At 64.8% G+C, this 24,590-nt stretch carries 8 protein-coding genes; 2 read left to right on the forward strand and 6 right to left on the reverse strand.

Annotated features, from left to right (window positions below):
* Nucleotides 1-467: 467 nt before the first annotated feature.
* The gene (locus ACTHN9_RS11295) at nucleotides 468-15,593 is read left to right on the forward strand and encodes an amino acid adenylation domain-containing protein (RefSeq protein WP_440536843.1); all 15,126 of its coding nucleotides are present in this window, start codon (nucleotides 468-470) and stop codon (nucleotides 15,591-15,593) included.
* A gap of 48 nt (nucleotides 15,594-15,641) precedes the next feature.
* Here ACTHN9_RS11295 and ACTHN9_RS11300 read toward each other — a convergent pair whose 3' ends face one another.
* From ACTHN9_RS11300 to ACTHN9_RS11315, 4 genes are all read right to left on the reverse strand, one after another.
* Nucleotides 15,642-16,970, reverse strand: a complete 1,329-nt coding sequence (locus ACTHN9_RS11300) for an MFS transporter (protein ID WP_440536844.1) — start codon at nucleotides 16,968-16,970, stop codon at nucleotides 15,642-15,644.
* A gap of 76 nt (nucleotides 16,971-17,046) precedes the next feature.
* Entirely contained in the window at nucleotides 17,047-17,277 is a 231-nt protein-coding gene (locus tag ACTHN9_RS11305) for a DUF2783 domain-containing protein (RefSeq protein WP_440536845.1), read from the reverse strand.
* 95 nt (nucleotides 17,278-17,372) lie between these two features.
* Nucleotides 17,373-19,106 (reverse strand): FAD-dependent oxidoreductase, encoded by a 1,734-nt coding sequence (locus tag ACTHN9_RS11310; RefSeq protein WP_440536846.1) that lies wholly within the window; start codon nucleotides 19,104-19,106, stop codon nucleotides 17,373-17,375.
* Nucleotides 19,107-19,129: 23 nt separating this feature from the next.
* Entirely contained in the window at nucleotides 19,130-20,089 is a 960-nt protein-coding gene (locus ACTHN9_RS11315; RefSeq protein WP_440536847.1) for an MBL fold metallo-hydrolase, read from the reverse strand.
* Nucleotides 20,090-20,376: 287 nt separating this feature from the next.
* On the opposite strand from ACTHN9_RS11315, the gene ACTHN9_RS11320 reads away from it, so the two are divergent.
* Nucleotides 20,377-22,023 carry an IclR family transcriptional regulator gene (locus ACTHN9_RS11320; RefSeq protein ID WP_440536848.1) on the forward strand — a complete coding sequence of 549 codons (1,647 nt, stop codon included), beginning with the start codon at nucleotides 20,377-20,379 and terminating at the stop codon, nucleotides 22,021-22,023.
* Between the two features lie 29 nt (nucleotides 22,024-22,052).
* Here the strand turns inward: ACTHN9_RS11320 and ACTHN9_RS11325 are convergent, their stop codons facing one another.
* Together ACTHN9_RS11325 and ACTHN9_RS11330 are read right to left on the reverse strand one after the other, a co-directional pair.
* Nucleotides 22,053-23,375 (reverse strand): lipopolysaccharide biosynthesis protein, encoded by a 1,323-nt coding sequence (locus ACTHN9_RS11325; protein WP_440536849.1) that lies wholly within the window; start codon nucleotides 23,373-23,375, stop codon nucleotides 22,053-22,055.
* Nucleotides 23,376-23,440: 65 nt separating this feature from the next.
* Nucleotides 23,441-24,451: a glycosyltransferase family 2 protein gene (locus ACTHN9_RS11330; protein ID WP_440536850.1), complete on the reverse strand. Its 1,011-nt coding sequence runs from the start codon at nucleotides 24,449-24,451 to the stop codon at nucleotides 23,441-23,443.
* Between the last annotated feature and the right edge of the window lie 139 nt (nucleotides 24,452-24,590).

Raw genomic sequence — 24,590 nt, forward strand, 5'->3', positions numbered from 1 at the left:
GCGCCCGCGTGCCCCCGCGAGTGCTCGTTGCATTCGCTTTCGCCTTCCTCTGGCGAATGCAACATATCGCCGCCATGATGCGCACTTGTCTCGTCCGAATTCGCTCGGCAAACGAAACGCCGCTATATCGCGGCTATTTCACCGTCGCTCTGACGGCATTCCACGCGCGCATTTACCACTAAGCCAAACTCAATCGATCATTTCCAAGCAACGGCATTTATCGCGCCGAGATCCATAACAGCAAAAAACAGCCTTTGCTAAATTCAAAAACGTTTGCTAGTTTAGTAGTCGATATTGCGCCTGGCGTTTCGCGCGCGAGACGAGTGTACTGTTGCGCCCATTTTGCCTTTACCGTCAGTCGACTTTAACGAACGGACCCTCATGCGTGTCCGCGACATGGCCGCTGCCGGCGCCGGCCGCCGACAGCGAATACGGGGATTCATTTTCTCTTGTCGAGGCGTAGCGCCGTGAGTGAATCCAAGTTCGACCGGTTGCGCGATCTAACCGCACCGCAATTGGAAATGTGGTTTTCGCAAAAACTAGACCCGATTAATCCGCTGTACGACAGCGGAGGATATGCCGATATTCGCGGCCCCGTGGATTCGGCCGTTTTCGAAAAGGCACTACGTCGATTCGTAGATGAAACCCAGATATTGCACCTGCGCTTTTTCGAAGGCGAGCGCGGTCCCGTGCAGCGGCTCGAGTCCGCACCGGCGCTACCCTTCGATTGCATCGACGTCTCGCACTGGGCGGACCCTTTTGCCGCCGCTTATGCCGCGATGCAAGCCATCTCGGCAGCGGTGTTCGATCTCGTCGCGGGCCCGCTCATGGTTCACCGGCTATTCAAGCTGGGGGAACGACGCTACATCTGGTATCAGCGCTATCACCACATCGTAGTCGACGGTGTCAGCATTCCGATCGCGGCTCGGCGCGTCGCTCAGATCTACGGCGCACTGACGAAAGGGCACGCGATCCCGCCCTGCGCTTTTGCCGGGATCGATACCTTATTCGACAGCGACGATCGCTACCGCGCGTCGGCGCGCTACGCATCCGATGAAGCCTATTGGCGCGACTATGTCGCGGCCTTGCCCGAACCGGCAACGATGGACGGCGGGCCGCCCGATTCGACCGGTGCATTCGCGCGAAGCACGGTCGATATTCCGGAAACGCTGGCGAGTGCCCTGCTTCGCGCGGAGCAACAGATCGGCAAATGGCCGCAGGTGCTGACGGCGATCGTCGCCGCTTACCTATTTCGCTATAGCGGCGGCCGCACGACGGTTTTCGATTTTCCTGTCGCGGCCCGCACGAAGGACACGCGCGAGACGCCCGGCACCTTTGCCAATGTGCTGCCGCTGCATATCGCGCTGCATGCCGAGGATACATTGGTCGACCTCTCGCAGCGTGCGGGCGCCGAGATTTTCAAGCACTTGAAGCACCAGCAGTATCGCGTCAAGGACATCAAGCGGATGGCCGGCGCGTCGCAAGCGCCGATGTTCGGCCCCCGCATCAACATCATCGCCTTCGACAATTCGTTCCGTTTCGGCGATAGCGCGGCCACGCTCCATTCGTTGGCCAACGGTCTCGTCAACGACTTCGCCGTGACGGCGATCGGGCAGCCCGGCACGTCCTCGTTCGAACTGCACGTCGACGGCAATGCGCGCTTGTACGACGAGCCGGCACTCTGCGCGCACGCCCGGCGATTGCTGCACTTCATGCGGGAAGCGCTGCGCGACCCAGTCCGGCCGCTGGGCCGTATCGAGATCGTCGATGCGAGCGAACGCGAACGCTTGCTCGATCGATTCAATGCCACGGAATCCGATTACGGGTCGCATCTTTGTGTGCATGAACGCGTCGAGCAACAGGTCGAACGCACGCCGGAAGCGATCGCCGTCGAATGCGGCGAACGACGCGCGACCTACGCGCAATTGAACGCGCGCGCCAATCGCCTTGCGCATCGTTTGATCGCGCTGGGCGTACGCCCCGATACGCGCGTCGCGCTCTGCGCGTCGCGCGGCATCGAGCTGATCGTCGCCATGTTGGCCGTCCTCAAGGCCGGCGGTGCCTACGTGCCGATCGATCCCGGCTATCCAGCGGCTCGCATCGCGCACATCTTAAGCGACGCCGCCCCGCTCGCCGCGCTCGTCGATCGCGGCGGGCGGGACGTGATCGGCGAACGGCTGCCCGGCGGCGTTGCCCTGATCGAACTCGATGCGACGGAGCGGGCGTCGCGCGAAGCACCCGCCGACGATCCGGTGCCCGCGCAACTGACTCTGACCGCGGGCCATCTGGCGTACGTCATCTACACGTCCGGCTCTACCGGCATGCCCAAGGGCGTCATGGTCGAGCATCGGCAACTCGGCAACCTCATCGCCTGGCATGTACGCCGCTTCGGGCTGCACCCCGGCAGCCGCACAACGAGCACCGCGGGCTTGGCGTTCGACGCTGCCGCGTGGGAAATCTGGCCCGCGCTCTGCGGCGGCGCTACCTTGCTGCTTGCGCCGGCCGATACCGCCGGCGACACGACCGCGCTGCTCGACTGGTGGCGCCGACAGGAAATCGATTGCGCCTTTCTCGTCACGCCGCTCGCGCTACTCGCCATCGAAGCGGGCTTGCCTCGAAGCCTGCGCCGTCTGCTCGTCGGTGGCGATCGATTCGCAGGGCTGCCCGTACCGTTGCCGCCATCGGTCGAACTCGTCAACAACTACGGCCCCACCGAAACCACCGTAGTCGCCACCAGCGGACCCATCGATCCGAGCGAAGCCGTTCATCCGATCGGGCGGCCGATCGACAATACGCGCATCTACCTGCTCGATCCGAACGGCGATCCCGTACCGGCCGGCGCCATCGGCGAGATTTACATCGGCGGAGCCGGCGTGGCACGCGGCTATCTGAACCGGCCGGAACTCAACGCCGAGCGCTTTCTCCCGGATCCATTCGCGCGTGCCTGCGACAAGCCCTACGCCCGCATGTATCGCTCCGGGGACCTGGGCCGCTACCTGCCCGACGGACGCCTCGTCTTTCTCGGCCGCAACGATCAGCAAGTCAAGATTCGCGGCTTTCGCATCGAGCTGGGCGAAATCGAGGCGCTGCTGCTTCGGCAGGAGGACGTGCGCGAAGCCGCCGTCGTGGCAGACGACGACGCGCACCGCCAAGCGCGCTTGGTCGCGTATGTCGTTTTGCACGGTCGGGACAAGCCCTCGGCAGGACTCGCGCACGCGCTACGCGCCCACCTGCGCGCGCAGTTGCCCGACTACATGGTGCCCGCCGCCTTCGTGCGGATCGACGCGCTGCCTTTGACGCGCAATGGCAAACTCGATCGCGAGGCGCTGCCCGCGCCATCGCACGAAGATTTCCCGCATCAAGACGACGAGGCGCCGCAAGGGGCGATCGAAAGCCTGATCGCGCAGATTTGGGGCGCCTTGCTCGATGCCGATCGGATCGGCCGACATGACAACTTCTTCGCGCTCGGCGGCCATTCGTTGCTTGCCATACGCATGATCGATCAGTTGCGCCAACAGAGCTGGCCTGTCTCGATCCGCGAACTCTTTCGGAACCCGACACCGGCTTCGCTCGCCGCGTCGTTGCAACGCGAACGCCCGGACGACATCGTCGTGCCGCCGAATCGCCTATCGCACCGCACGCAGGCACCGATCACGCCCGATGCTTTGCCGCTCGCCAATCTATCGCAAGCCGACATCGATCGTCTCATCGACCTGACACCGGCAGGCGCTAGCAACATTCAAGACATCTACGCGCTCGCGCCCCTACAGGACGGCATCCTCTTTCACCATCTGATCGGCGAAGCGGCCGATCCCTATCTACTCAGCGCGCAGATGCGCTTCGCGGACCGGCCGACGCTCGATCGCTACTTGCAAGCGATGCAGCGCGTGATCGAGCGCCATGATGTGCTGCGCACGGCTTTCGCGTGGGATCGATTGTCCGAACCCGTCCAAATCGTCCATCGTCAGGCGCTGTTGCCCGTCGACACCTTCGACTTCGATCCGAACGAAGGCCCTATCGACGAACAACTGCGGCGGCGCTTCGGCATGCTTCGCTACCGGATGGATTTGACGCGCGCACCGTTGCTGCGTTTCGCGATCGCGCCCGACACCGGCTCGTCCGACGGCTGGCATGCGCTCGTCTTGATGCACCACCTCGTGGGCGATCATACGACGCTCGAATCGATGCATGCCGAAGTGAAAGCCGTGCTCGAAGGCCGCGAAGCGCAGTTGCCCGAGCCCGTGCCGTACCGCAATCTGGTTGCCCAAGCACGCCTAGGCACGCCGCCGCATGCGCACGAAGCGTTCTTCCGCGAGATGCTGGCGGACGTCGACGCGCCCACCCTGCCGTTCGGCCTCGCGAGCGTGCGCCACGACGGCGCGAATGCGATCGAAGCAAGGCGCCCGGTACCCGCGCCGTTGTCCGAGCGCCTGCGCCGGCACGCGCGCCGCCTTGGGATCGGCGTCGCCGCACTGTGCCATCTTGGCTGGGCCGTGGTGCTCGCTGCCGTCAGCGGCGAACGCAAGGTTGTGTTCGGCACGGTGCTCTTCGGCCGAACGGCGGCCGGCGCCAAGGTCGATCGCGCCATGGGCCTGTATATCAACACGCTGCCGCTTCGTATCGATATCGACGCCGGCAGCGTCGAGCGCGCGGCGCGCGCCACGCAACGGCGGCTCGCCGAGTTGCTGGCGCACGAGCATGCATCGCTCGCGTTGGCGCAGCGATGCAGCGCGGTCGGCCCGGCCATTCCGCTATTTTCCGCCCTGCTGAACTACCGGCACAATGCGGCCGCGCCCGAGGAGACTGCGGCGACGGTACCCGGCGTGCAATGGTTCGGCGGACACGAGCGCACGAACTATCCGCTCGCGATGTCGGTGGACGACGATGGCTACGATTTGGGTCTCACCGCCCAGGCGATCGACCCCGTTTCGCCCGCGCTGCTGTGCGAATACCTGGAAGATGCGTTCGATCGGATCGCGCACGCGCTCGACAGCCCTTCCGACGTCCCGCTCGAGACATTGGTTGCGCTACCGCAGCGAGAGCGGCATCGCCTCCTCGAAGAATGGAACGCGACCGAGCGCGCCTTTCCCGACACGCTCTGCCTCCATCAATTGTTCGAGCGGCAAGTCGAACGCACGCCCGACGCCATCGCGGTCGCGTTCGGCGAACAGCGTCTGACCTATGCGCAACTGAACGCAGCCGCCAATCGCCTCGCGCGTCGTTTGATCGAATGCGGCGTGCGCCCGGACGCACGCGTCGCCGTTTGCGCCGAACGCAGCATCGAGATGGTGGTCGCTTTGTTAGGTGTGCTAAAGGCTGGTGGCGCTTATGTGCCTCTCGATCCCGGCTATCCTGCCGAGCGCCTCGCCTATATCCTCGGCGATTCGGACCCGATGGCGCTGCTCGCCGATCGCACCGCGCGCGAAGCGTTAAAGGCTAGCTTGCCCGATCGGCTGCCGGTCGTCGACCTCGACAAGCCCGAAGCGGCGCACGATAGGCAAGCGGTGGAGAACCCTCGTGCCGAAACGGTAGGCTTGACCTCGCGGCACCTGGCCTACGTCATCTATACGTCCGGCTCGACAGGCTTGCCGAAAGGCGTGCAGAACGAGCATCGCGCGCTGGTGAACCGGCTCGCGTGGATGCAGCGCGCGTATCGTCTTCAAGACGACGATGTCGTGCTGCAAAAGACGCCGTTTAGCTTCGACGTCTCTGTCTGGGAATTTTTTTGGACGCTGTCGAGCGGCGCCACGCTGTGCGTCGCGCCTCCCGGCGTTCATCGCGATGCGCAGCGCCTCGCGTCGCTCATCGTCGCACAACGCGTCACCACGGCCCATTTTGTGCCTTCGATGCTGGGCAGCTTCCTCGATGCGGAACCCGCCGCAAGCTGCACTTCGCTAAGACGCATCGTGTGCAGCGGCGAAGCGCTACCGGCCGCCACCGTGCGCCGCTGTCGCCAAATGCTGCCGAACACCGATTTGCACAACTTATATGGGCCGACCGAAGCGGCCATCGACGTCACCGCGTGGACCTGTCCCCCCTCCTTCGACGGCGATATCGTCCCCATCGGCAAGCCTATCGACAACACGCGCATCTACCTGCTCGACGCGCGTGGCGAGCCCGTGCCGGTCGGCGCCGTCGGCGAACTCTATATCGGCGGCGTGGGCGTCGCGCGCGGCTACTTGAACCGTCCGCAACTGACAGCCGAGCGGTTCGTGCGCGACCCATTCTCCGCGGCCGTCGACAAACCCCACCCCCGCATGTACCGCACCGGGGACCTCGCACGTTATCTACCGGACGGCAATATCGTCTTCCTGGGCCGCAACGACCACCAGGTCAAGATCCGCGGCATGCGCATCGAACTGGGCGAAATCGAAGCGCAACTGGCGCAGCACGAATCGGTGCGCGAGGCCGTGGTCCTCGCGCGAGACGATGGGCACGCGCAGCCGCGTCTTGTCGCCTACGTCACCCACGCCACCCCCGTGACCCCCGTCACGACGCCGGAACGCGCCCCGCAAGACGACCTATCGTATCGATTGCGCACGTATCTACAAGCTAAATTGCCCGACTACATGGTGCCGGCCGCCTTCGTCGCACTCGATACGTTCCCGGTCACGGCTAACGGCAAACTCGATCGCAACGCGCTGCCTCTACCCTCCGGCGACGCGTTCGTTCGCCGACGCTACGAAGCGCCCCAAGGCGATGTCGAGCATAAGCTGTCCGCGCTGTGGCGAGATTTGCTGCGCGTCGATCGCGTCGGCCGGCACGACAATTTCTTCGAATTGGGCGGCCATTCGATCCTGGCGATGCGGATGGTCGCGCAGCTCGATGCGGTCACGGACAAGACCGTCGCGCTTCGAACCGTCTTCGAAGCGCCGACGATCGCGCAACTGGCCGCCGCTATCGATACGCTCGACGCATCGGCACCGCTCGAGCGCATCGTTCGTATCGATCGTCGCGCCGACCTACCGCTGTCCTTCGCGGAAGCGCGCGCACTGGCGATCGAAGCGTCATCGTCGCGGCCCGGCCTGCTCAATTCGTCGAACCTCGTTGCGCTGACCGGCGTGTCCGATCGCGATTGGATCGCTCGAGCGTTGCGAGCGGTCGTCGACCGGCACGAAATCTTGCGCACGCACTACGAGCACGATGCCGCAACCGGTATCGTGCGTCCCGTCATCGACGCACCGGGCCGGTTCGCGCTCGAGGTGCGACACGTCGTCGACGTCGACACGGACGGGCTTCGCCTCGCACAAACCGAGGCGGCCGAGACGCCCGATTGCTTCGCCGGCCCGCTCTTTCGCGCAACGCTGTTCGCGGATACCGCTTCGCGCGCGATCCTGCTCATTGCCGTCCATCATGTCGCCGTCGATGCCGTCTCATGGACGCTCGTCTGGCGCGATTTCGCGGCGGCCTATGAAGCACTGGCGGCCGGTCGCGCTCCCGAGCTGGCACCGCCCGCGCTTCAATATCGCGACTACGCCGCCTGGCAACGCCGCACGCTCGATGCGACGCGCGTGGCCGACTTGCGACGCCGCTGGCAAGAGAGGCTGGCCGGCGCACCCGTGCATGTCGATCTTCCCGCCGATCGCCCGCGTCCGCACGTCATGTCGAGCGAAGCCGGCCGCGTTCCTCTGCCCTACCCAGCTCATTTTGCAGACGACGTCAAGCATGCCGCGGCGGCGCATCGCGTCACGCCGTTCATCGTGCTCGAATCCATGCTGGCCCTACTGTGCGCGTGCCTGGCGCGCAGTCGCGAGATCGTGATCGGCACCGTCGCTCAAGGACGCGATGTGCCCGGATCGGAATCGATGGTCGGACTCTTCGTCAACACGATCGCGCTTCGGCATCGCGTGCAACCGGACAAGGCACTCGCTCATTATTGGGCAGCCGGTGCGGACACGTTGCTCGCCGCGCTCGACATCGCCTCGCTGCCGTTCGCCGATATTGTCGCGGCGGTCAACCCGCCGCGCTCATCGTCATACGACCCGATCTTCCAGGTGTTTTGCCAGCTTCAGCACGGCATTGCCGGCGAGCGCGCTTCGTTCGCGGGCCTCTCGGCTCAGTCGATCGCACGCGAAGACGTGGCCCGCGGCGCGGACCTCGCGGTCATCTTCGAAACGGGCAGCGACGTTGCGACGGGCTACGTCATCTATAGCGCCGATTTGTTCGATCGTGCGAGCGTCGAGGCGATCGTCGCGCTGTATATCGAATTCGTTTCGTACGGCGTGAAGCATCCCGATGCATCCGTGGAATCGATCTGGGAATCGAGCCTCGCGCGCGTACGCCCAGGCCCGCACGGTGCCGCCATCGCACGTCTCGTCGATACGCCCGCGCCCGAGACCGGCGCATGGTACCCGCTGTCCGCCGCGCAGCGCTCGCTTTGGCTGCGCGAACACGCGGCCCCGCGCGGCACGGCCTTCTCCTCGGTTGCCGTCATGCGCTGCCCGCCTACGATCGATCGGGATCGCCTCGCACGCGCGGCGCGCGCGCTGATCGTGCAGAACCAATCCTTCCGAATCGAATGGACGGCACTGGGTCTACAGCGCGAAGCGCCGGCCCCCGCGACACTGCACGAGCGCATCGCGCTGTCGGGGCCCATCGCGCATGACGAGACCTGGCAAGTCGTGCTCGACTGGCATCGCCGTCTGCACGATACGGTTCCCGATACGACCGCCGCGGTCGCGACCTTCGAGGCGAGCGACGGCGTACTCGTCGCGCTGCGCACGCATCACGTGCAGAACGACGGCTGGTCCGCTATTCGCCTGTTCGAGCGGATCGCGAAGAACTACGCGCTGCTGACCGACGCGCCTTCGTATCGGTTCGAAACGGATCGCTTCTTCTTGGACACCATCGCATCGGAGCATCGCTATCTCGCCTCGGCCACCTACGCGCGCGACGCCGAGTATTGGCGCGAACGATGCGCCGAGATCGACGGCCCTCCGTTGATCGCGCAGCTAGCCGATCGTCCCTACAGCACGAATGCCCCTGTGCTCGTGGCCTCGGTTCGTCGTCCGCTATCGACCGCGCTGCACGCCAAACTGTCGAGCGTGGCCAAAACGTTGGCGCTGTCGCCTGCCGAATGCCTGACTGCGCTGACGATGCTCTATCTCGCTCGGCTTTGCCAACGGCAAGCGCTCACCGTCGGCATCTCCTTGCTGAACCGGGCCAGAGAAGCGCTCGACATCCCAGGGCAGTTCGCGCAAGTGCTGCCGTTGCACGCGCGTCTCGATGCCGATGCCGATGCCGATGCCGATGCCGATGCCGATGCCGATGCCGATGCCGATGCCGATGCCGATGCCGATGCCGATGCCGATGCCGACGCTGCCGCCGCTCGACCGACGCTCGCCACCGCATTGGCGCGCATCTGCGACGCGTTCAAAAGCGCCGTGAAGCATGGGGCGTACCCCTATAGCGAACTCGTTCGAGCGTGCGGCATCGATCCGCGCCAGACCGATATCAGCGTCAACACGCTGTTCTTGCGCCATGGGGTGGAGATCGCCGGCGAGCCGACGCAGATTCGATGGCTCTCGGGCCCCGAAAGCGGGTTGTCGTTCCTGTTCACGCAATTCGGGCGTGCGGCATCGATCGACCTAGAGCTACGATTCAACGGCGCGCTGTTCGATGCCGTCACCGTCGAGCGACACGCCGATCGACTGGTCGGCTTCATCGACCGCGTATGCGATGACGTTCACGCGGATCCCGACGACATCGACCTGCTCACCGAGGGCGAACGCGCGCTGTTACTCGATCGATGGAATGCGACGAGCGAGACGTTTCCTTCGGACGTTTGCTTGCACCAGTTGTTCGAACGTCAAGTCGAGCGCACGCCCAACGCGATCGCCGCGACGTTCGGCGCGAGCCGTTTGACGTACGCCCAGCTCAATGCGCGGGCCAATCGCCTCGCACATCGTTTGATCGCACAGGGCGTCGGGCCCGAGTCCCGTGTCGCAATTTGCGCCGATCGCAGCATCGCCATGGTCGTTGCGCTGTTGGGGATCTTGAAAGCGGGCGGCGCTTACGTCCCGCTCGATCCGAGCTACCCGAGCGAACGACTCGCGCACATTCTCGGCGATGCACAACCGGCGGCCGTGCTGCTCGATCGGACCGGACACGAAGCGTTGGATCCGCTGATCGCCGAAACGGGCCACGTCTTCGATATCGATACGCCCAGAACCTATTGGCAAGGCGAATCCGATTCGAACCCGCGAGCCGACACGCTCGGGCTCGGCCCCGATCGTCTAGCCTACGTCATCTATACGTCGGGCTCGACCGGTACCCCCAAGGGCGTGCAGAACGAACACCGCGCCGTCGTGAATCGGCTGATTTGGATGCAACGCGCCTACCGGCTCGATGCGTGCGACATCGTCCTGCAAAAAACACCGTTCAGCTTCGACGTCTCCGTCTGGGAATTTTTCTGGACGCTGTCGAACGGCGCCACGCTATGCATCGCGGCGCCCGGCGTTCATCGCGACGCGGAGCGCCTCGCCTCGCTGATCGCCGAGGAGCGGATCACCATCGCGCATTTCGTCCCGTCGATGCTAAGCAGCTTCCTCGCGGCGCGCGGGGCCGCGCAATGCACCTCGCTACGGCATATCGTGTGCAGCGGCGAAGCGCTGCCGGCCTCCACCGTGCAGCAGTGCCGGCGCCGCTTGCCCAATGCGCAGGTGCACAACCTGTACGGCCCGACCGAGGCGGCCATCGACGTCACCGCCTGGACTTGTCCCGCCGTCTTCGACAACGACATCGTGCCGATCGGCAAACCGATCGCCAACACGCGCATCTACCTGTTGAACGAGCGTCGCGTGCCCGTGCCCATTGGGGCCGTCGGCGAGTTGTACATCGGCGGGATCGGCGTCGCGCGCGGCTACCTGAATCGGCCGCAACTGACCGACGAGCGCTTTCTACCCGATCCGTTCGCCCGCGCGGCCGGCAGTGTCGGTGCGCGCATGTATCGCACCGGCGATCTCGCGCGCTACCTTCCCGACGGCAATATCGTCTTCCTTGGGCGCAATGACCATCAGGTCAAGATCCGCGGCTTGCGCATCGAACTGGGCGAGATCGAGGCGCTGCTCACGGCCCACGAGTCGGTGCGCGAGGCCGTGGTGCTCGCACGCGAAGACCACGGCGAGGCGCCGCGTCTCGTCGCCTATGTCACGATCCGCGACACGCAAGCTTCCGTTGCGCTCGACACGTTATCGCGCGCGCTGCGTGCGCACCTGCACGCCAAGCTGCCCGAGTATATGCTGCCGGCCGCCTTCGTCGTACTCGAGGCGCTGCCCGTCACCGCCAACGGCAAGCTGGACCGCAAAGCGTTGCCTGCTCCGTCGGACGAAGCGTTCGCGCATCAGGACTACGAAGCGCCGAAAGGCGACATCGAGCAAACGTTGGCCGCGCTTTGGCGCGAGCTGCTGCGCGTCGATCGGATCGGCCGGCACGACAACTTCTTCGCGCTCGGCGGTCATTCGCTCTTAGCCGTGCGTTTGCTGAGCCGCCTACCCGCCCTCCTATCGGTCGAGCTTGCGCTCTCGACCGTTTTTTCCTGTCCGACGCTTTGCGCGCTGGCCGAAGCCGTGTCGAACGCGGCCAGGCATTCGCGTCCGGCCAGCTTGCCGCCGATCGCGCGCGCAACGCGCGAAACGCCGCTCGCCTTGTCGTTCGCTCAGCAACGGCTATGGTTCCTCGCGGCGCTGGAAGGAGATGGCGAGGGCACGACGTATCATGTGCCGCTGATGCTGCGTCTGCGCGGCACGCTCGACGTCGACGCTTGGCGCCGAGCGCTCGATTGCGTGTGGCGCAGGCACGAAGCGCTGCGAACGGTATTCCCCGTCGAACAAGGCCAGCCCACCGCGCGCCTGTTGCCGGCCGAGCAAGGTATGGCATGGCGCATCGACGATTTAGCGACCTCGGCCGACACCTTGACCGATCTGCGCCATCTATGCGAGGCACAAGCGCGCGCGCCATTCGATTTGGCCGCCGGGCCGCTCATTCGGGCGCGGCTCGTTCGCCTTGCCGAAGGCGAGCACGTGTTCATGCTCGTCCAGCATCACATCGTCTCGGACGGCTGGTCGATTCGCGTCGTCGTCGGCGAGATCCTCGCGCTTTACCAGGCATCGCTCGATGGCACGATCGATCCGCTGCCCGAACTCGCGATCCAATACCCCGACTACGTCGCGTGGCAACGCCGCTGGCTCACCGCCGAGCGTCTGGCCGGCGAAGCGCACTATTGGCGCGAGACGTTGGCCGGCGCGCCGGCCTTGCTCGCGCTGCCGACCGATCGCCCCCGCCCGCCCCGTCAGCAATTCGACGCCGGACACGTTCCGGTCGCGCTCGATATCGAGCTGACGCAAGCCCTGCGCCGCGTCGGGCGGCAGCGCGGGGTGACGCTGTTCATGCTCATGGTGGCTGCGTGGTCCGTCGTGCTCGCTCGTCTGTCGGGGCAATCGGAAATCGTCATCGGCACCCCTACCGCGAATCGTCCGCGCCCGGAATTGGAGCCGTTGATCGGGCTGTTCGTCAATTCGCTGGCGCTTCGAATCGACCTCGGCGGGGACCCTGGCCTCGCGGAACTGCTCGCGCGCGTGCGCGACACCGTGCTGGGCGCGCAGGAACACCAGAACCTACCGTTCGAACAGGTCGTCGACATCGTGCAACCCTATCGGCGGCTCGATCACACGCCGATCTTCCAAGTCATGATCGCTTGGCAGGACGTCGACATCGGCCCGCTCCAATCGCCGACGCTGCGTGTCGAGCCCATCCCCGGCTCGTTCGATCGCGTGAAGTTCGATCTCGAACTCGATTTGACCGACGACGGCCACACCGTCACCGGCGTGCTCCGTTATGCCGCCGCACTATTCGACGAGCAAACCGTGGCGCGCCATGGCGGCTACCTTGCGACGATCCTGCGCGCGATCGCCGGCGGCGTGGACCATCCGCTCGCGCAGGTCCCGCTCGTCGATGCACAAGAGCAGGCGCAGTTGAGCGCGGCGTGGAAGGCAGCGCAGCGCCGCTATCCGAGCAATCTATGCGTACACGAACTCGTCGAACAACAAGCGAGACGGACACCGGAAGCCGTCGCAGTCGAAATGGGCGAGCGACGCATCACGTACGCCCAGTTGAACGCGAGCGCCGATCGCCTCGCTCGCCACTTGGTTGCGCGCGGCGTACGGCCGGACGCACGCGTGGCCGTGTGCCTATCGCGCAGTATCGATCTCATCGTCGGTCTACTGGCGGTGCTCAAAGCCGGCGGCGCGTACGTGCCGATCGATCCGGCCTACCCGGCCGCCCGCATCGCGCATGTGCTCGACGATTCGACGCCCGTCGCCATGCTCGCCGATCGCGCCGCGCGCCGTAATTTAGGCCCCCTATTGCGCAACGACATGCCCGTGCTCGATGTCGACGTACGACACCTCGCATGGCAAGAGGCGAGCACCGATCCCGAGCCCGATCGGCTCGCCGGTCCTCGTGCGCACCACCTGGCCTACGTCATCTATACCTCGGGCTCCACGGGGACGCCCAAAGGCGTCATGGTCGAGCATCGGCAACTGGGGAACTTGATCGCTTGGCATGTGCGCCGCTTCGAGCTAAACGCCGGCAGCCGTACCACCTGTACGGCGGGGTTGGCGTTCGACGCGGCCGCGTGGGAGATCTGGCCCGCGCTCGCCAGCGGCGCGACGCTGCTGCTGCCGCCGTCGGACCTTGCCGACGACACCGCGGCCGTGCTCCGTTGGTGGCGCGCACAACGGATAGACTGCGCGTTTCTCGTTACGCCGTTGGCGTTGCTTGCCGTCGAAGCGGGTTTGCCGCCCAACTTGCGGCGTCTTCTCATCGGGGGCGATCGGTTCAGCGGGCTACCCGCCCCGTTACCGGCTTCGGTGCAATTGTTCAACAACTACGGACCGACCGAGGCCACCGTCGTCGCCAGTAGCGGGCCGATCGATCCGAACGAATCCGGTCCGACGATCGGCTGCCCGATCGACAACACGCGCATTTATTTGCTCGATGCTTACGGCCATCTCGTCCCCACGGGCGCCATCGGCGAAATCTACATCGGCGGCGCGGGTGTCGCGCGAGGCTACCTGAACCGTCCCGATCTCGATGCGCAGCGCTTCGTGCCCGATCCTTTCGCAATCGCGACAGGCGACATCGGTGCGCGCATGTATCGTACCGGCGATCTCGCACGATACCTACCCGACGGCCGCATCGCGTTCGTCGGCCGCAACGATCAGCAAGTCAAGATTCGCGGCTTTCGCATCGAACTCGGCGAAATCGAGGCGCAGCTTAGAACTCATCCGGCGCTTCGCGACTGCGCCGTCGTTGCCGCGAACGACGCGACGAGCGACGCTCGCCTCATCGCTTACGTCGTGGCCTACGAAACCGCACGCGATACGCCTGCGCTCGCTCGGTCCTTGCGTGCCCATCTTCAAGCGCGCCTGCCCGAGTACATGGTGCCCGCGACGTTCGTCCCGCTCGATGCGCTACCGCTCACCCGCCACGGCAAGCTCGACCGTCGAGCGCTGCCTGAGCCCAACGAGGGCGTGCTCGATCTTGCATCTTACGAAGCACCGCGAGGCGAAACCGAAGCGGCGCTCGCCGGCATCTGGCGTCGCTTGCTCGGCATCGATCGTGTGGGCAGGCATGACAACTTTTTCGATCTAGGCGGCCACTCGCTGTTGGCCGCGCGCATGATCGGCGAGGTGCGAGAGACCCTCGGACGCGAGCTGTCGATCCGGGCGCTATTCGAAGCGCCCACGATCGCTCAGTTGTCCCGACGAATCGGCAGCGGAGGGGACGCGGATGCGCTCTCGGTACTGCTCCCACTGCGCGAACGGGGAAGCGGAGCGCCGCTGTTCTGCGTCCACCCCGCGGGGGGCTTTAGCTGGCCCTACGCAGGGCTGCTGCGGTACCTTCCCGAGCGCCCCGTCTTCGCATTGCAGGCGCGCGGGCTACGCGGCGCGCGTTCGGCGCCGACGATCGAGGCGATCGCAACGGACTACCTCGCGCAAATCCGCAGCGTGCAGCCCGAAGGCCCCTATCACCTGCTCGGCTGGTCGCTAGGCTGCCACATCGCCCATGCTATCGCCACGCAACTGCAGGAAAGCGGCGAGCGCGTCGAGCAACTCGTCATGCTCGACGGCTATCCGCTTGCACACGATGCCGAACTCGCTTCGCCCACCGATCAGGACGTCATGCGGCTGCTGATGCGCGCGCTTTCCGATTCGACGCCGAAGTCGAGCGAGGGCCCATTGACCCTGCGCACCGTCAAGCAGCACCTCGCGCAATCGTCCGAAGGCGCGTTGTCGATGCTGGGCGACCGCGTCATCGACGCGATCGTCGACGAATTCAAAGTGGCAGCCGCCCTCGCCTCGCGGTTTACGCCCCGCAAGTATCGCGGCGACGTTCTATTCTTCCGCGCGGGACAAGCGGATGGCCAAACGCTCGTCCCCCGTACGCCACAGGCCTGGCAGCCGTATGTAGACGGACGCATCGAAACGCTCGACGTGGACTGCGCGCACGAGGCCATGATGCGCCCGCACGCGTTGGCGCAGATCGGGCCAAGGCTGGCTTCGGCGCTAGCAGGCGTCGCGGCGGCGCGGTGATGCCCCGTCTGCTCCATCGCAGGCCGAAGCAATCCGCAGGCGCCGTCGTCATGCGGCGGTGGCGTCCTTCATCGTTACAAGAACGGCGCATCCGCTCGCGACGAGCAAGCCCGTCAGAAGATAGAGCGCGTCGTCCATGCTGCCCGTGCGCACCTTGATCTGTCCGATCACCCAAGGGCTCACGATGCCGCTCGTGATGCCGATACTGCTGACGAGTGCGATCCCGGGCGCCGCGGCGGCTCGGGACAAGCAGCGCGACGGCATCGTCCAAAAGATCGGCAACGCCGCAAAAATTAAAACCGTCGCGCACGACAGGAGCGCCAGCATCGCCGCGAAGCTGGGCAAATGTGCTGTCAGCGCTGCGAGTGCGAGGCCGCCCGCCATCGTGCAGCCCGCAAAATGCCGGCGTCGCTCGCCCGTGCAATCCGAATGGCGAGCGATGGCGATCAGCCCGATTACGCCCAAAGCATTCGGCACCGCCGTATATAGGCTGATCGACACGACGTCGGTCATGCCGAAATCGCGAATCATCAACGGCATCCAGAAGTTCAGCGTCAACGAAGCGCAGGTCAGCGAAAAATAGATGAAGGCCAGCAGATAGACGCGCGGCGTGCGCAGCGCTTGAACCAGCGCGCTCGCCGAATGGGCAGCCCGCGCGGCGCCGCCGGTCTCGTCGGCGAGCGCCTGCGCCAAGCGCGCCTTTTCCCGCGCGCTGAGCCAAGCGGCCTGTGCGGGATCGTCGACGAGCCGCGTCAGTGCGACGAAGCCGAGCACGAGCGCCGGCAACCCTTCGATGGCGAACATCCATTGCCATCCGGCAAGCCCAAGCGTGCCGGCCATGCCGCGCATGAGCCAACCCGAAAACAGACCGCCGAGCACGCCGGCTACCGCCACCCCGGCGAAAAAGATCGACAAGACCGCCGCCCGACGCGGCGCGGGAAACCAATATGTCAGATAGAGCACGATGCCGGGGAAGAAGCCGGCCTCGAACACGCCCAATGCAAAACGCAGCAGATAGAAGTGGCTCGGCATTCTCACGAACATCGTTCCCACCGAAGCGATGCCCCACAGCAGCATGATGCGCGCAAACGTCCGCCTCGCCCCGAAGCGCGCCAGCAGCATATTGCTCGGCACTTCGCACAACACGTAACCGATGTAGAAGACGGCGGCCCCCAGGCCGTACATCGCATCGCTGAAACCGAGATCGTGCTTCATCTGAAGCTGGGCGAAGCCAATGTTGATTCGGTCGAGAAACGATACGACGTAACAGAGAAAGAGAAACGGCACGACGCGCAGCGAAATCTTGCGGTACAGCGCGTCGTCGGCGGCCGCTGTTGCGCCTGCCGCATCGGTGGCGGCATCGATCGAATGAGTCATGTGTCTCGCTCCAGGAAGGGGATAAATGGCGTCGGCGTCTAGTGCGCCGATCGGTAGCAACGCTTGCGCACCGGGATCATCGGGTACCGGCCGGCCCCGCGTGCGTGCGCGTATCGAGTGCGCCCTCGCGCGCCAACCGCATCGCCTCGACCAGCACGGGGTGATCGCCGACATGATTGGCCAGCAGCACGATGAGCTGTGCGTTGGCACTCTGGCTTTGCGCATCAGTCAGATCCCGATGCATATCGATCAGCGCTTCGTAGAAATCGTCCGGTCGCGCGAGGTTGGGTTTTAGATTGAGCGTCATGGTCGGCTCCGTTTGGCTCGGCTATTACATCGATATTCGATTAGGATTCCTAATCGATTGAGTCAGCATACAACTGGCTATACCGCAGCGCCGCCCTAGACGGACGCCGAAGCGCTTACACCCAATGCGCGCTCGATCGCCTCCGCCAGATCGTCCTCTTGCAGCGCCCGCCAGCGTGCGCATACATGCTGATCCGGTCGCATGAGGTAGGTCGTTCCAGGCGCCGCATCGTAGCGCTGCGCCACGCGACCTTCGACGTCGCGCAACACCGTCGCATCGATGGCAGACGCCTCGGCGGCGAGCCCATCGGCAACAGCGCCGCCCGCCTCGGGCTCGATCAGCACGACGTCCATGGGCACACCGAGCGTGCGTGCCCGAGCAACGGCACTCTTCGCACCGTTACCGATCCCGTCGGGTCCGGCGAACGCCAACACGGTGAATCGCCCGCCGATGTGCGCCAGCAGCCAGTCTGGCACGCCGTCGCGCAACACCGGAGCGTCGACGCAGGCCGTACCCGGCACGAGCGCGGCGCCGAACCGATCGCGATCCGGCGTGTTCAGCGTCGATTCGCGCAAGACGGCAGGCACCGAGAGCCGCCCGCTGTTGACGAGCCGGCGCGCGAAATCGTGGTGGCGTGCGAGACTCAACACCGCGTCGCGAAACACGCGACTCACGGCGCTTTTGGGCGTAATGAAATCGGTCGAGCGCGTGGAATTGAGAATATTTTCGTCGGCCGCGTATTCGCGCTCCTGCGCATAGGTATCGAGCAGCGCATCGGGCGCGCGGCCCGAGAGCACCATCTCTAGCTTCCATGCGAGGTTCTCGGCATCCTGAAACCCGCTGTTCGCGCCGCGCGCCCCGAACGGCGAAACGCCATGCGCCGCGTCCCCGGCGAACACGATGTTGCCGTGGCGAAAACGGTCCATCCGCAGACACGAAAACGTGTAGACGCTCACCCACTCGATCTCGTACTTCGCGTCGGGCCCGAGCAGCGCGCGCACGCGTGGGATGACGCGCTCGGGGGATTTCTCGAGGACAGGATCGGCGTCCCATCCGAGTTGAAAGTCGATCCGCCACACATTGTCGGGTTGACGATGGAGCAGCACCGACTGATTCGGATGGAATGGCGGGTCGAACCAGAACCAGCGCTCCGTCGGAAAATCGGCCTCCATCTTGATGTCGGCGATCAGGAACCGGTCGCGAAACGTGCGCCCGTGGCTTTCGAGCCCGAGCAGACGACGCATCGGGCTGCGCGAGCCGTCGGCCGCCACGACGTAACGTGCGTCCAACGCGTATTCGCCGTCGGGCGTCTCGATCGTCAACGTGACGGGCGCCATGCCATCGCGGCGCTCGTCGCGACGCTCGACGCCGATCACCTTGTTCTTCCAACGAATCTCGAGGTTCGGCAACTGCTTGGCGCGTTCGATCAAGAACCCTTCGACGTAATACTGCTGGAGATTGATGAACGCGGGCCGGCGATGGCCGCTCTCCGGCAGCAGATCGAACGAATAAACGAGTTCGTCCTTCAGAAACACTTTGCCGACGTGCCATTGCACGCCCTTCTCCACCATCGCCTCGCCGCATCCGAGCCGGTCGAAGATGTCGAGCGAGCGCTTGGAAAAGCAGATCGCGCGCGAGCCGCTCGAGAGGCAATCGTCGTCGTCGACGAGCACGACGTGCACGCCGTGCTGCGCCAAATCGATCGCGGTAGCGAGGCCGACAGGCCCAGCGCCGACCACCGCCACCGGATGGATTCGTCTTGCCGCGCCGCTCGCCTGCTCCTTCGCCGGACAGTACTCGAAGCGCAGGTTTTGGTAATCGATCGTCATGTTCGTCTCCCCAAACGCACCGCTTAGTCCTGCAACGCGGCCCACATCTCGCGGTCGCGTTCGGCCGTCCAGATGCGAGGGTGAGCAATACCGCTCGCTTCATCGTAGGCGCGCGCGACGTCGAACGGCAGGCAATGTTCGTAGATGAACACCTGGCCGAACTTCGGATCCATCGCCTCGCGCGCCAACGCCATCGCGCCCTTCAAGTCGAGCTTGCGTTCGACCGCCTTGCGCCCCTGTTCGAGCAGCGTGGTCACGAAATCGCGTGTGTAGCCGATCCCCGCCTTCACTTGCTCGGCCCCCACGAGCGCGGGACCTCGGCCCGGCACGAGCTTCTCGGCGCCCAGCGCCGCAAGCGCGTCGAGCGTGGCGGGCCAAGCGGCGAGTTGAGCGTCGCCGCAGTAACAGGCGGCATCGTATTCGACGAGATCGCCCGAAAACAGCACCTTCTGCGACGGCAGCCAAACGATCGTGTCGCCCTTCGTGTGCCCGGCGCCGAGATGCATGATCTTGACCTCGAGCTTGCCGAGATAGAGCGTGATCTCGCGCTCGAACACGAGTGTCGGCCACGTGAGCCCCGGCACCGTCTCCACGCCCGCGAACAGGCGCGGGAAGCGTTCGATTTCCGACTTCATATCGGCCTCGCCGCGCTCGACGATCATCTCGTACGTGCCTGCGCTCGCGATAACGTTTTGCGCACCCTCCGCAAAGTAGGCCGACGCCCCTAGCACCCGCACGGCGTGGTAGTGCGACAGCACGACGTGCTTAATTGGCTTATCCGTGATCGTGCGGATCTTGGCGATCAAATCGCCGGCCATCGCGGGCGTCGCCGTCGTGTCGACGATCAGCACGCTATCGTCGCCGATCACGACGCCGGAGTTCGGGTCGCCTTCGGCGGTGTAAGCGTAGGCGTTCTCGGAAAGCTGCGTGAACGTGACCTTCTTCTGTTCGAGATCGGCCTGCGATGCGAATGCTTTTGCCATGGTTGTCTCGCTTGATAGGTGACGACCAGAGCGGCACGATGCGCGCGCGGCGGACACGCCGGGCGGCTGAAACAGCGTCTCGCTCCAATCTTTTTTTAAAGGCTGCCGACGAATAGGCCGCGATCGAAGGTGCGGGATCGCACCTCGTCGTGTACCGAGTCGAACCCATGGTAGGCCTCGCTGCCTCGCTTTGTCAACAGCAAACATGTTTGCTATACGCAAATCGCAACCCCACCCGGCGCGAGCTGTCGGATAAGATCTGCGTTTTCGATTCGTCCGAGGTCGGCTTGGCCACGCATTCCCCTTCTCCCGCCGAGCCGCGCGCCTCACGCGGCGTGCAGAGCGTCGACGTCAGCGGCAAGCTGCTCGAGGTACTGGCCCGGCGCGGCTGCGTCGGCTTGGCCGAGCTGGCCGCGGCCGCGGGCATCGCGCCCGCACAGGTGCACACCTACCTCGTCAGTCTTATGCGGCTGGGGCTCGTCAAGCGCGATGCCCTCGGCGATTACGAGCCGGGACCGTTGGCCTTACGTCTCGCGCTTCAGTTGCTCGAGCATCGACCCGCCTACTGTGCCGCCGTGAATGAAGTCGCGTCGCTCGCTTTGCGCTCGGGATGCTGCATCGCGATCTGCACGGCCGGCCCGCACGGGCCGACGATCGTTCACTACGAGCATGCCGGTGCGCCGCTTCACGTCAATTTGCACGTCGGCTCGATCATGTCGCTGACGGCCACGTCGACGGGGCGCGTGTTCTCCGCCTTTTTGGAGCCAGCGCAGCGGCGCGCCATGCAGCCGAGCGCGCAGGCGCCGCAAGGACAGAGCGAGACGTTGGAGCGCGAGCTACAGGCCATCCGTCAGCGCGGCATCGAACGCGGCATCGATGCACCGACGCCGTCGATCAGCAGCATGAGCGTGCCGATTCTCGATCCGGCCGGGGCGTTGCAATTGACGCTGACCGCGATCGGCCCGTCGAGCACGATCGACATCGCTTGGAACGGAAAACTCGCCGAGGCCCTGCGCGCCTCGGCTGCGTCCATCGAACGCGCCCTGCGAACAGCCGCTCATGGCGAGCCTGTGGCCCGCACGCGTCACTGGAACGTCGAGCCCGGCGCGCAGGACACAGGACAGCGCGGCATTCGCACGCTCGACACCACCGGCGAGTTGCTCGTCGCGCTCGTGCGCGCGGGCCGGCCGCTGATCTTGCGCGATCTCGCCGCGGCCGCCGGGATGCCCGCGGCCAAAGCGTTCTCGCATCTCGTCAGCCTCGTCGGGATCGGTCTGCTCTCGCGCGACGAGGCCGGGGCGTTCGATACGGGACCTCTGGGTCTGCAACTCGGCTTGACGGCGCTACAGCGGCAAGCACCCGAACGCGACGCGGAGCGCGAGATCGCGAAGCTGGCTGCCGAAACAGGACTCACTGTCGCCACCGCGGTGCTCGGTCCGCTGGGACCCACCGTGATCCGGCTCGAGGAATCGGCGCAGCCCGCGCACATCAGCTTGCGTGCGGGCACCGTCGTCTCGCTGCTCCATACCGCGATAGGCCGCGTATTCGCGGCGTATCTCGGCGAGGCGCCGCTGGCCGATTTGCTCGCGCTCGAGCCCTTGCGTCTGGCGGGGAAGACCGTGGAGGGGGGATCCGATGCCGGGACAAACGAAGGACCCCACAACGAATGGCGCGACGGCTCCGGCTTTAACCGACCCAGCGAATCGGTTTTCGCGCGCATTCGCCGCGACGGCATGGATCGCGCGTTGGGTGCGCCGATTCCCGGCATCGATGCCCTAGCCGCGCCGGTATTCGACCACACCAACACCGTGCGCTTGGTCGTCGCATTGATCGGATCGACGGGGAGTTTCGACAGTGCGGACCGCGCGCAGCCCGCGCAAAGCTTGCTGCAAACGACCCGTCAATTGTCGTGGCGCCTGGGCTGGGCGCCCTGATGCAGAGTCGAACCGTTGCGCTCCACGCGTTACGTCATGCCGCGAACCCTATCGTCGCGCGCGGCATTCGCCGCCGGTTGCCGCTTCGGCTCTTCCCCGGGCACGCGGCGCCCGAATATCGCGCCGAGCAAGCCGGTGCGCCAGGCGAACACGAGCAACGTCACCGATAGCGTGCCCTCGCCGATCACGCGCGCGAGCGCCATGCCGATCGCGCCGAAATGCGGCGCCAGCAGCAGCGCCGACGTGAGATTGGCCGCCGCCGACATCAAGCCGGCAACCGCCATGGCACGATCTTTCTTGCGCGGCAACAGGATATAGAAGCCGACGAATTGGTTGAACGCCGAAAACGGGAACATCCATGCGAAGCATTGCAACACGTGGGCACTCGGCTTGAACGCGGCGCCGAGAATCAACGGCAACACATAAGGCGAGAGAACGAGCGCCCCGCCTAGCGCGAGAAAGCCATATCCGAGCAACAACGTGGCGCCGCGCCGGGTCGTCGTACGCGCACCATGGTGGTCGTTTTGCGCGATCTGCCGCGAGATCGTCGGAATGAACACCTGCGAGGCGGGCCCCATGAGGCTCAGGCCGATCGTCGCAAAACGCTCCGCCGCGCCGTAATACCCGACTTGCGTCGGCGTCGAGAGCAGCGTCAGTAGGTACGTCGATGCGGAAGTCAGCACGACCGAACCCGTCGAATACAGGAACAGCATCGTCGAATCGCGCATGAGCCCCGGCACGCCGCGCAAGGACAGCCGCGGCCAGCCGAGATCCTTCACCGTCAACCGATAAGAGATCGCGGTCGTGCAGACGCCGGCCGCGAGCAAGCTCGCCAGCACCATCGTCGAATCGGCCGGTCCGTGAACGAGCGTCAGTACGAGCACGAGGCTCATCACGAAGCCGACCACTTCGAGCACGATCGGCGTGCGAAAGTGTTGCCGGCCTTGAAACAGCCAGCTGACGTTGCATCCGTTGAGCACCCCGAGCAGCATCGCAAAGATGCCGATCAGCGGACGCTGCGACAGCACGGGCGAGCACAGCGTCGCCACGATCCCGATGAGGCCGCCGAGGCCGCCCATCGCCATCCGGGCACTCGTATGCAACGAAAAGATATGGTTGTGCTCGCGCCGCTCATGGGTACGCGAGGCATCGCGCATGCCGACGAACGTGAAGCCGAAGCTGACGAGCATCCAGATGACGTTCATTAACGACATGGCCGCGAGCACGCGGCCGTACTCGGTCACGCCGAGCACACGCCCATAAAACGGGATGACCACCAGGAGGTACAAGTACCTCATGATGTAGCCGACGTACACGAATACGAGTACGCGGGTGTTCTCTTTCTTGTCCATAGCAATATTTCATAGGCCGCCGCCAGGTTAGCGACGAGCGCATCGGGCCTGCCTGCTCACCGCCTTCAGTGAGCGGCGCTGCCTCGACGCGCCAGCGGATTGGAAATGAAGCGCACCACATAGTTCGACAGCGGCGCGTAAGGGACGAGGCATAGGCACGACAACCCGAGCGTGCCGACTTTTTTCGGCACGCCCCAAAAGGGGTTCGCCACGATCGAATGCAAGTAGCCGCGCGATTCGAACGCGAACCAGCGCCAACGCTCGACGAGCGGCGCGTCATAGACCTCGCTGCAGAAAATGGCCTTCTCGTGCGAGAAATCGTGAAACGACTGCGGCAAGTCGATATTGAGCCGATTGCGTGCCACGTATCGCAATGCGCCCCATCGTGCCGCATAGGCTTTCGGTGCCTTGCTGTTTTTTTCCGAATTGGCGAACGACACGTCCTTGGGTGCCGATTTGTGCACGCGATAAGCGCCAAGCGACTGAGCAATCGAGGCAACTTGACCGACGAGCGCCACGCCATAAATGGCAAAAAAATCGGCGCCGTAACGGCCCTCCGAGGTCTCGGGAATCGGAAAGAACCGACGCAGCGCGCTGGCCTTGTAAGCGTTACCCGACGCGGGCGGCGAGGGATACAGCCACCCTTGACGCAGCAGCGTGCCGCAATCGGCCGGTGCGTCCGAATGCGGCACCGTCACGCCGGTCATGCTGCCGTCGCGAGAAATGACATCGAGGCGAAACTGCACCTTGACGTAATCGGCGGAATCGAAGCGTCGCATCACTTCCGTGACGGCATTCGGATACAGCAAATCGTCGGCATCGAGCAGGATGACGTAATCGGAGCGGATTTCGTCCAAAGCGCGGTTGTAAGCCGAGGTCTGGCCGCCGTTCTCTTTGAACACCGCACGAATGCGCGTGCCGTAACGCGAGATGATGTCGCGCGACCCATCGGTCGAACCATCGTCGACAACAAGCACGCTCGTATGCGGATAGTCCTGGGCCAATGCCGAATCGATGGCATCGGCGAGGAACCGTTCGTAGTTATAGTTGCAGATCGCGATCGTGACGGACTTCATCGGCACGCTACTCCTCTTGGCAAACACTCACTGAAGGATTCATTCGTCGGCAGTCTCCGCGACGCCACGCGCGCTATCCTCGCCAAGCGGATAAGTCGGCAGCCCCCTTTTGTGTTGCATTGCAGAATAAGCGACAGAA

The organism is Trinickia sp. (assembly GCF_051953405.1).
Lineage (GTDB): Bacteria > Pseudomonadota > Gammaproteobacteria > Burkholderiales > Burkholderiaceae > Trinickia.

What these genes read in the sequence shown, in the direction of transcription:
- ACTHN9_RS11310 (WP_440536846.1), bottom strand. Translation starts at nt 19,106, where the DNA reads ATGACGATCGATTACCAAAACCTGCGCTTCGAGTACTGTCCGGCGAAG.
- ACTHN9_RS11305 (WP_440536845.1), bottom strand. Translation starts at nt 17,277, where the DNA reads ATGACGCTCAATCTAAAACCCAACCTCGCGCGACCGGACGATTTCTAC.
- ACTHN9_RS11300 (WP_440536844.1), bottom strand. Translation starts at nt 16,970, where the DNA reads ATGACTCATTCGATCGATGCCGCCACCGATGCGGCAGGCGCAACAGCG.
- ACTHN9_RS11315 (WP_440536847.1), bottom strand. Translation starts at nt 20,089, where the DNA reads ATGGCAAAAGCATTCGCATCGCAGGCCGATCTCGAACAGAAGAAGGTC.
- ACTHN9_RS11330 (WP_440536850.1), bottom strand. Translation starts at nt 24,451, where the DNA reads ATGAAGTCCGTCACGATCGCGATCTGCAACTATAACTACGAACGGTTC.
- ACTHN9_RS11325 (WP_440536849.1), bottom strand. Translation starts at nt 23,375, where the DNA reads ATGGACAAGAAAGAGAACACCCGCGTACTCGTATTCGTGTACGTCGGC.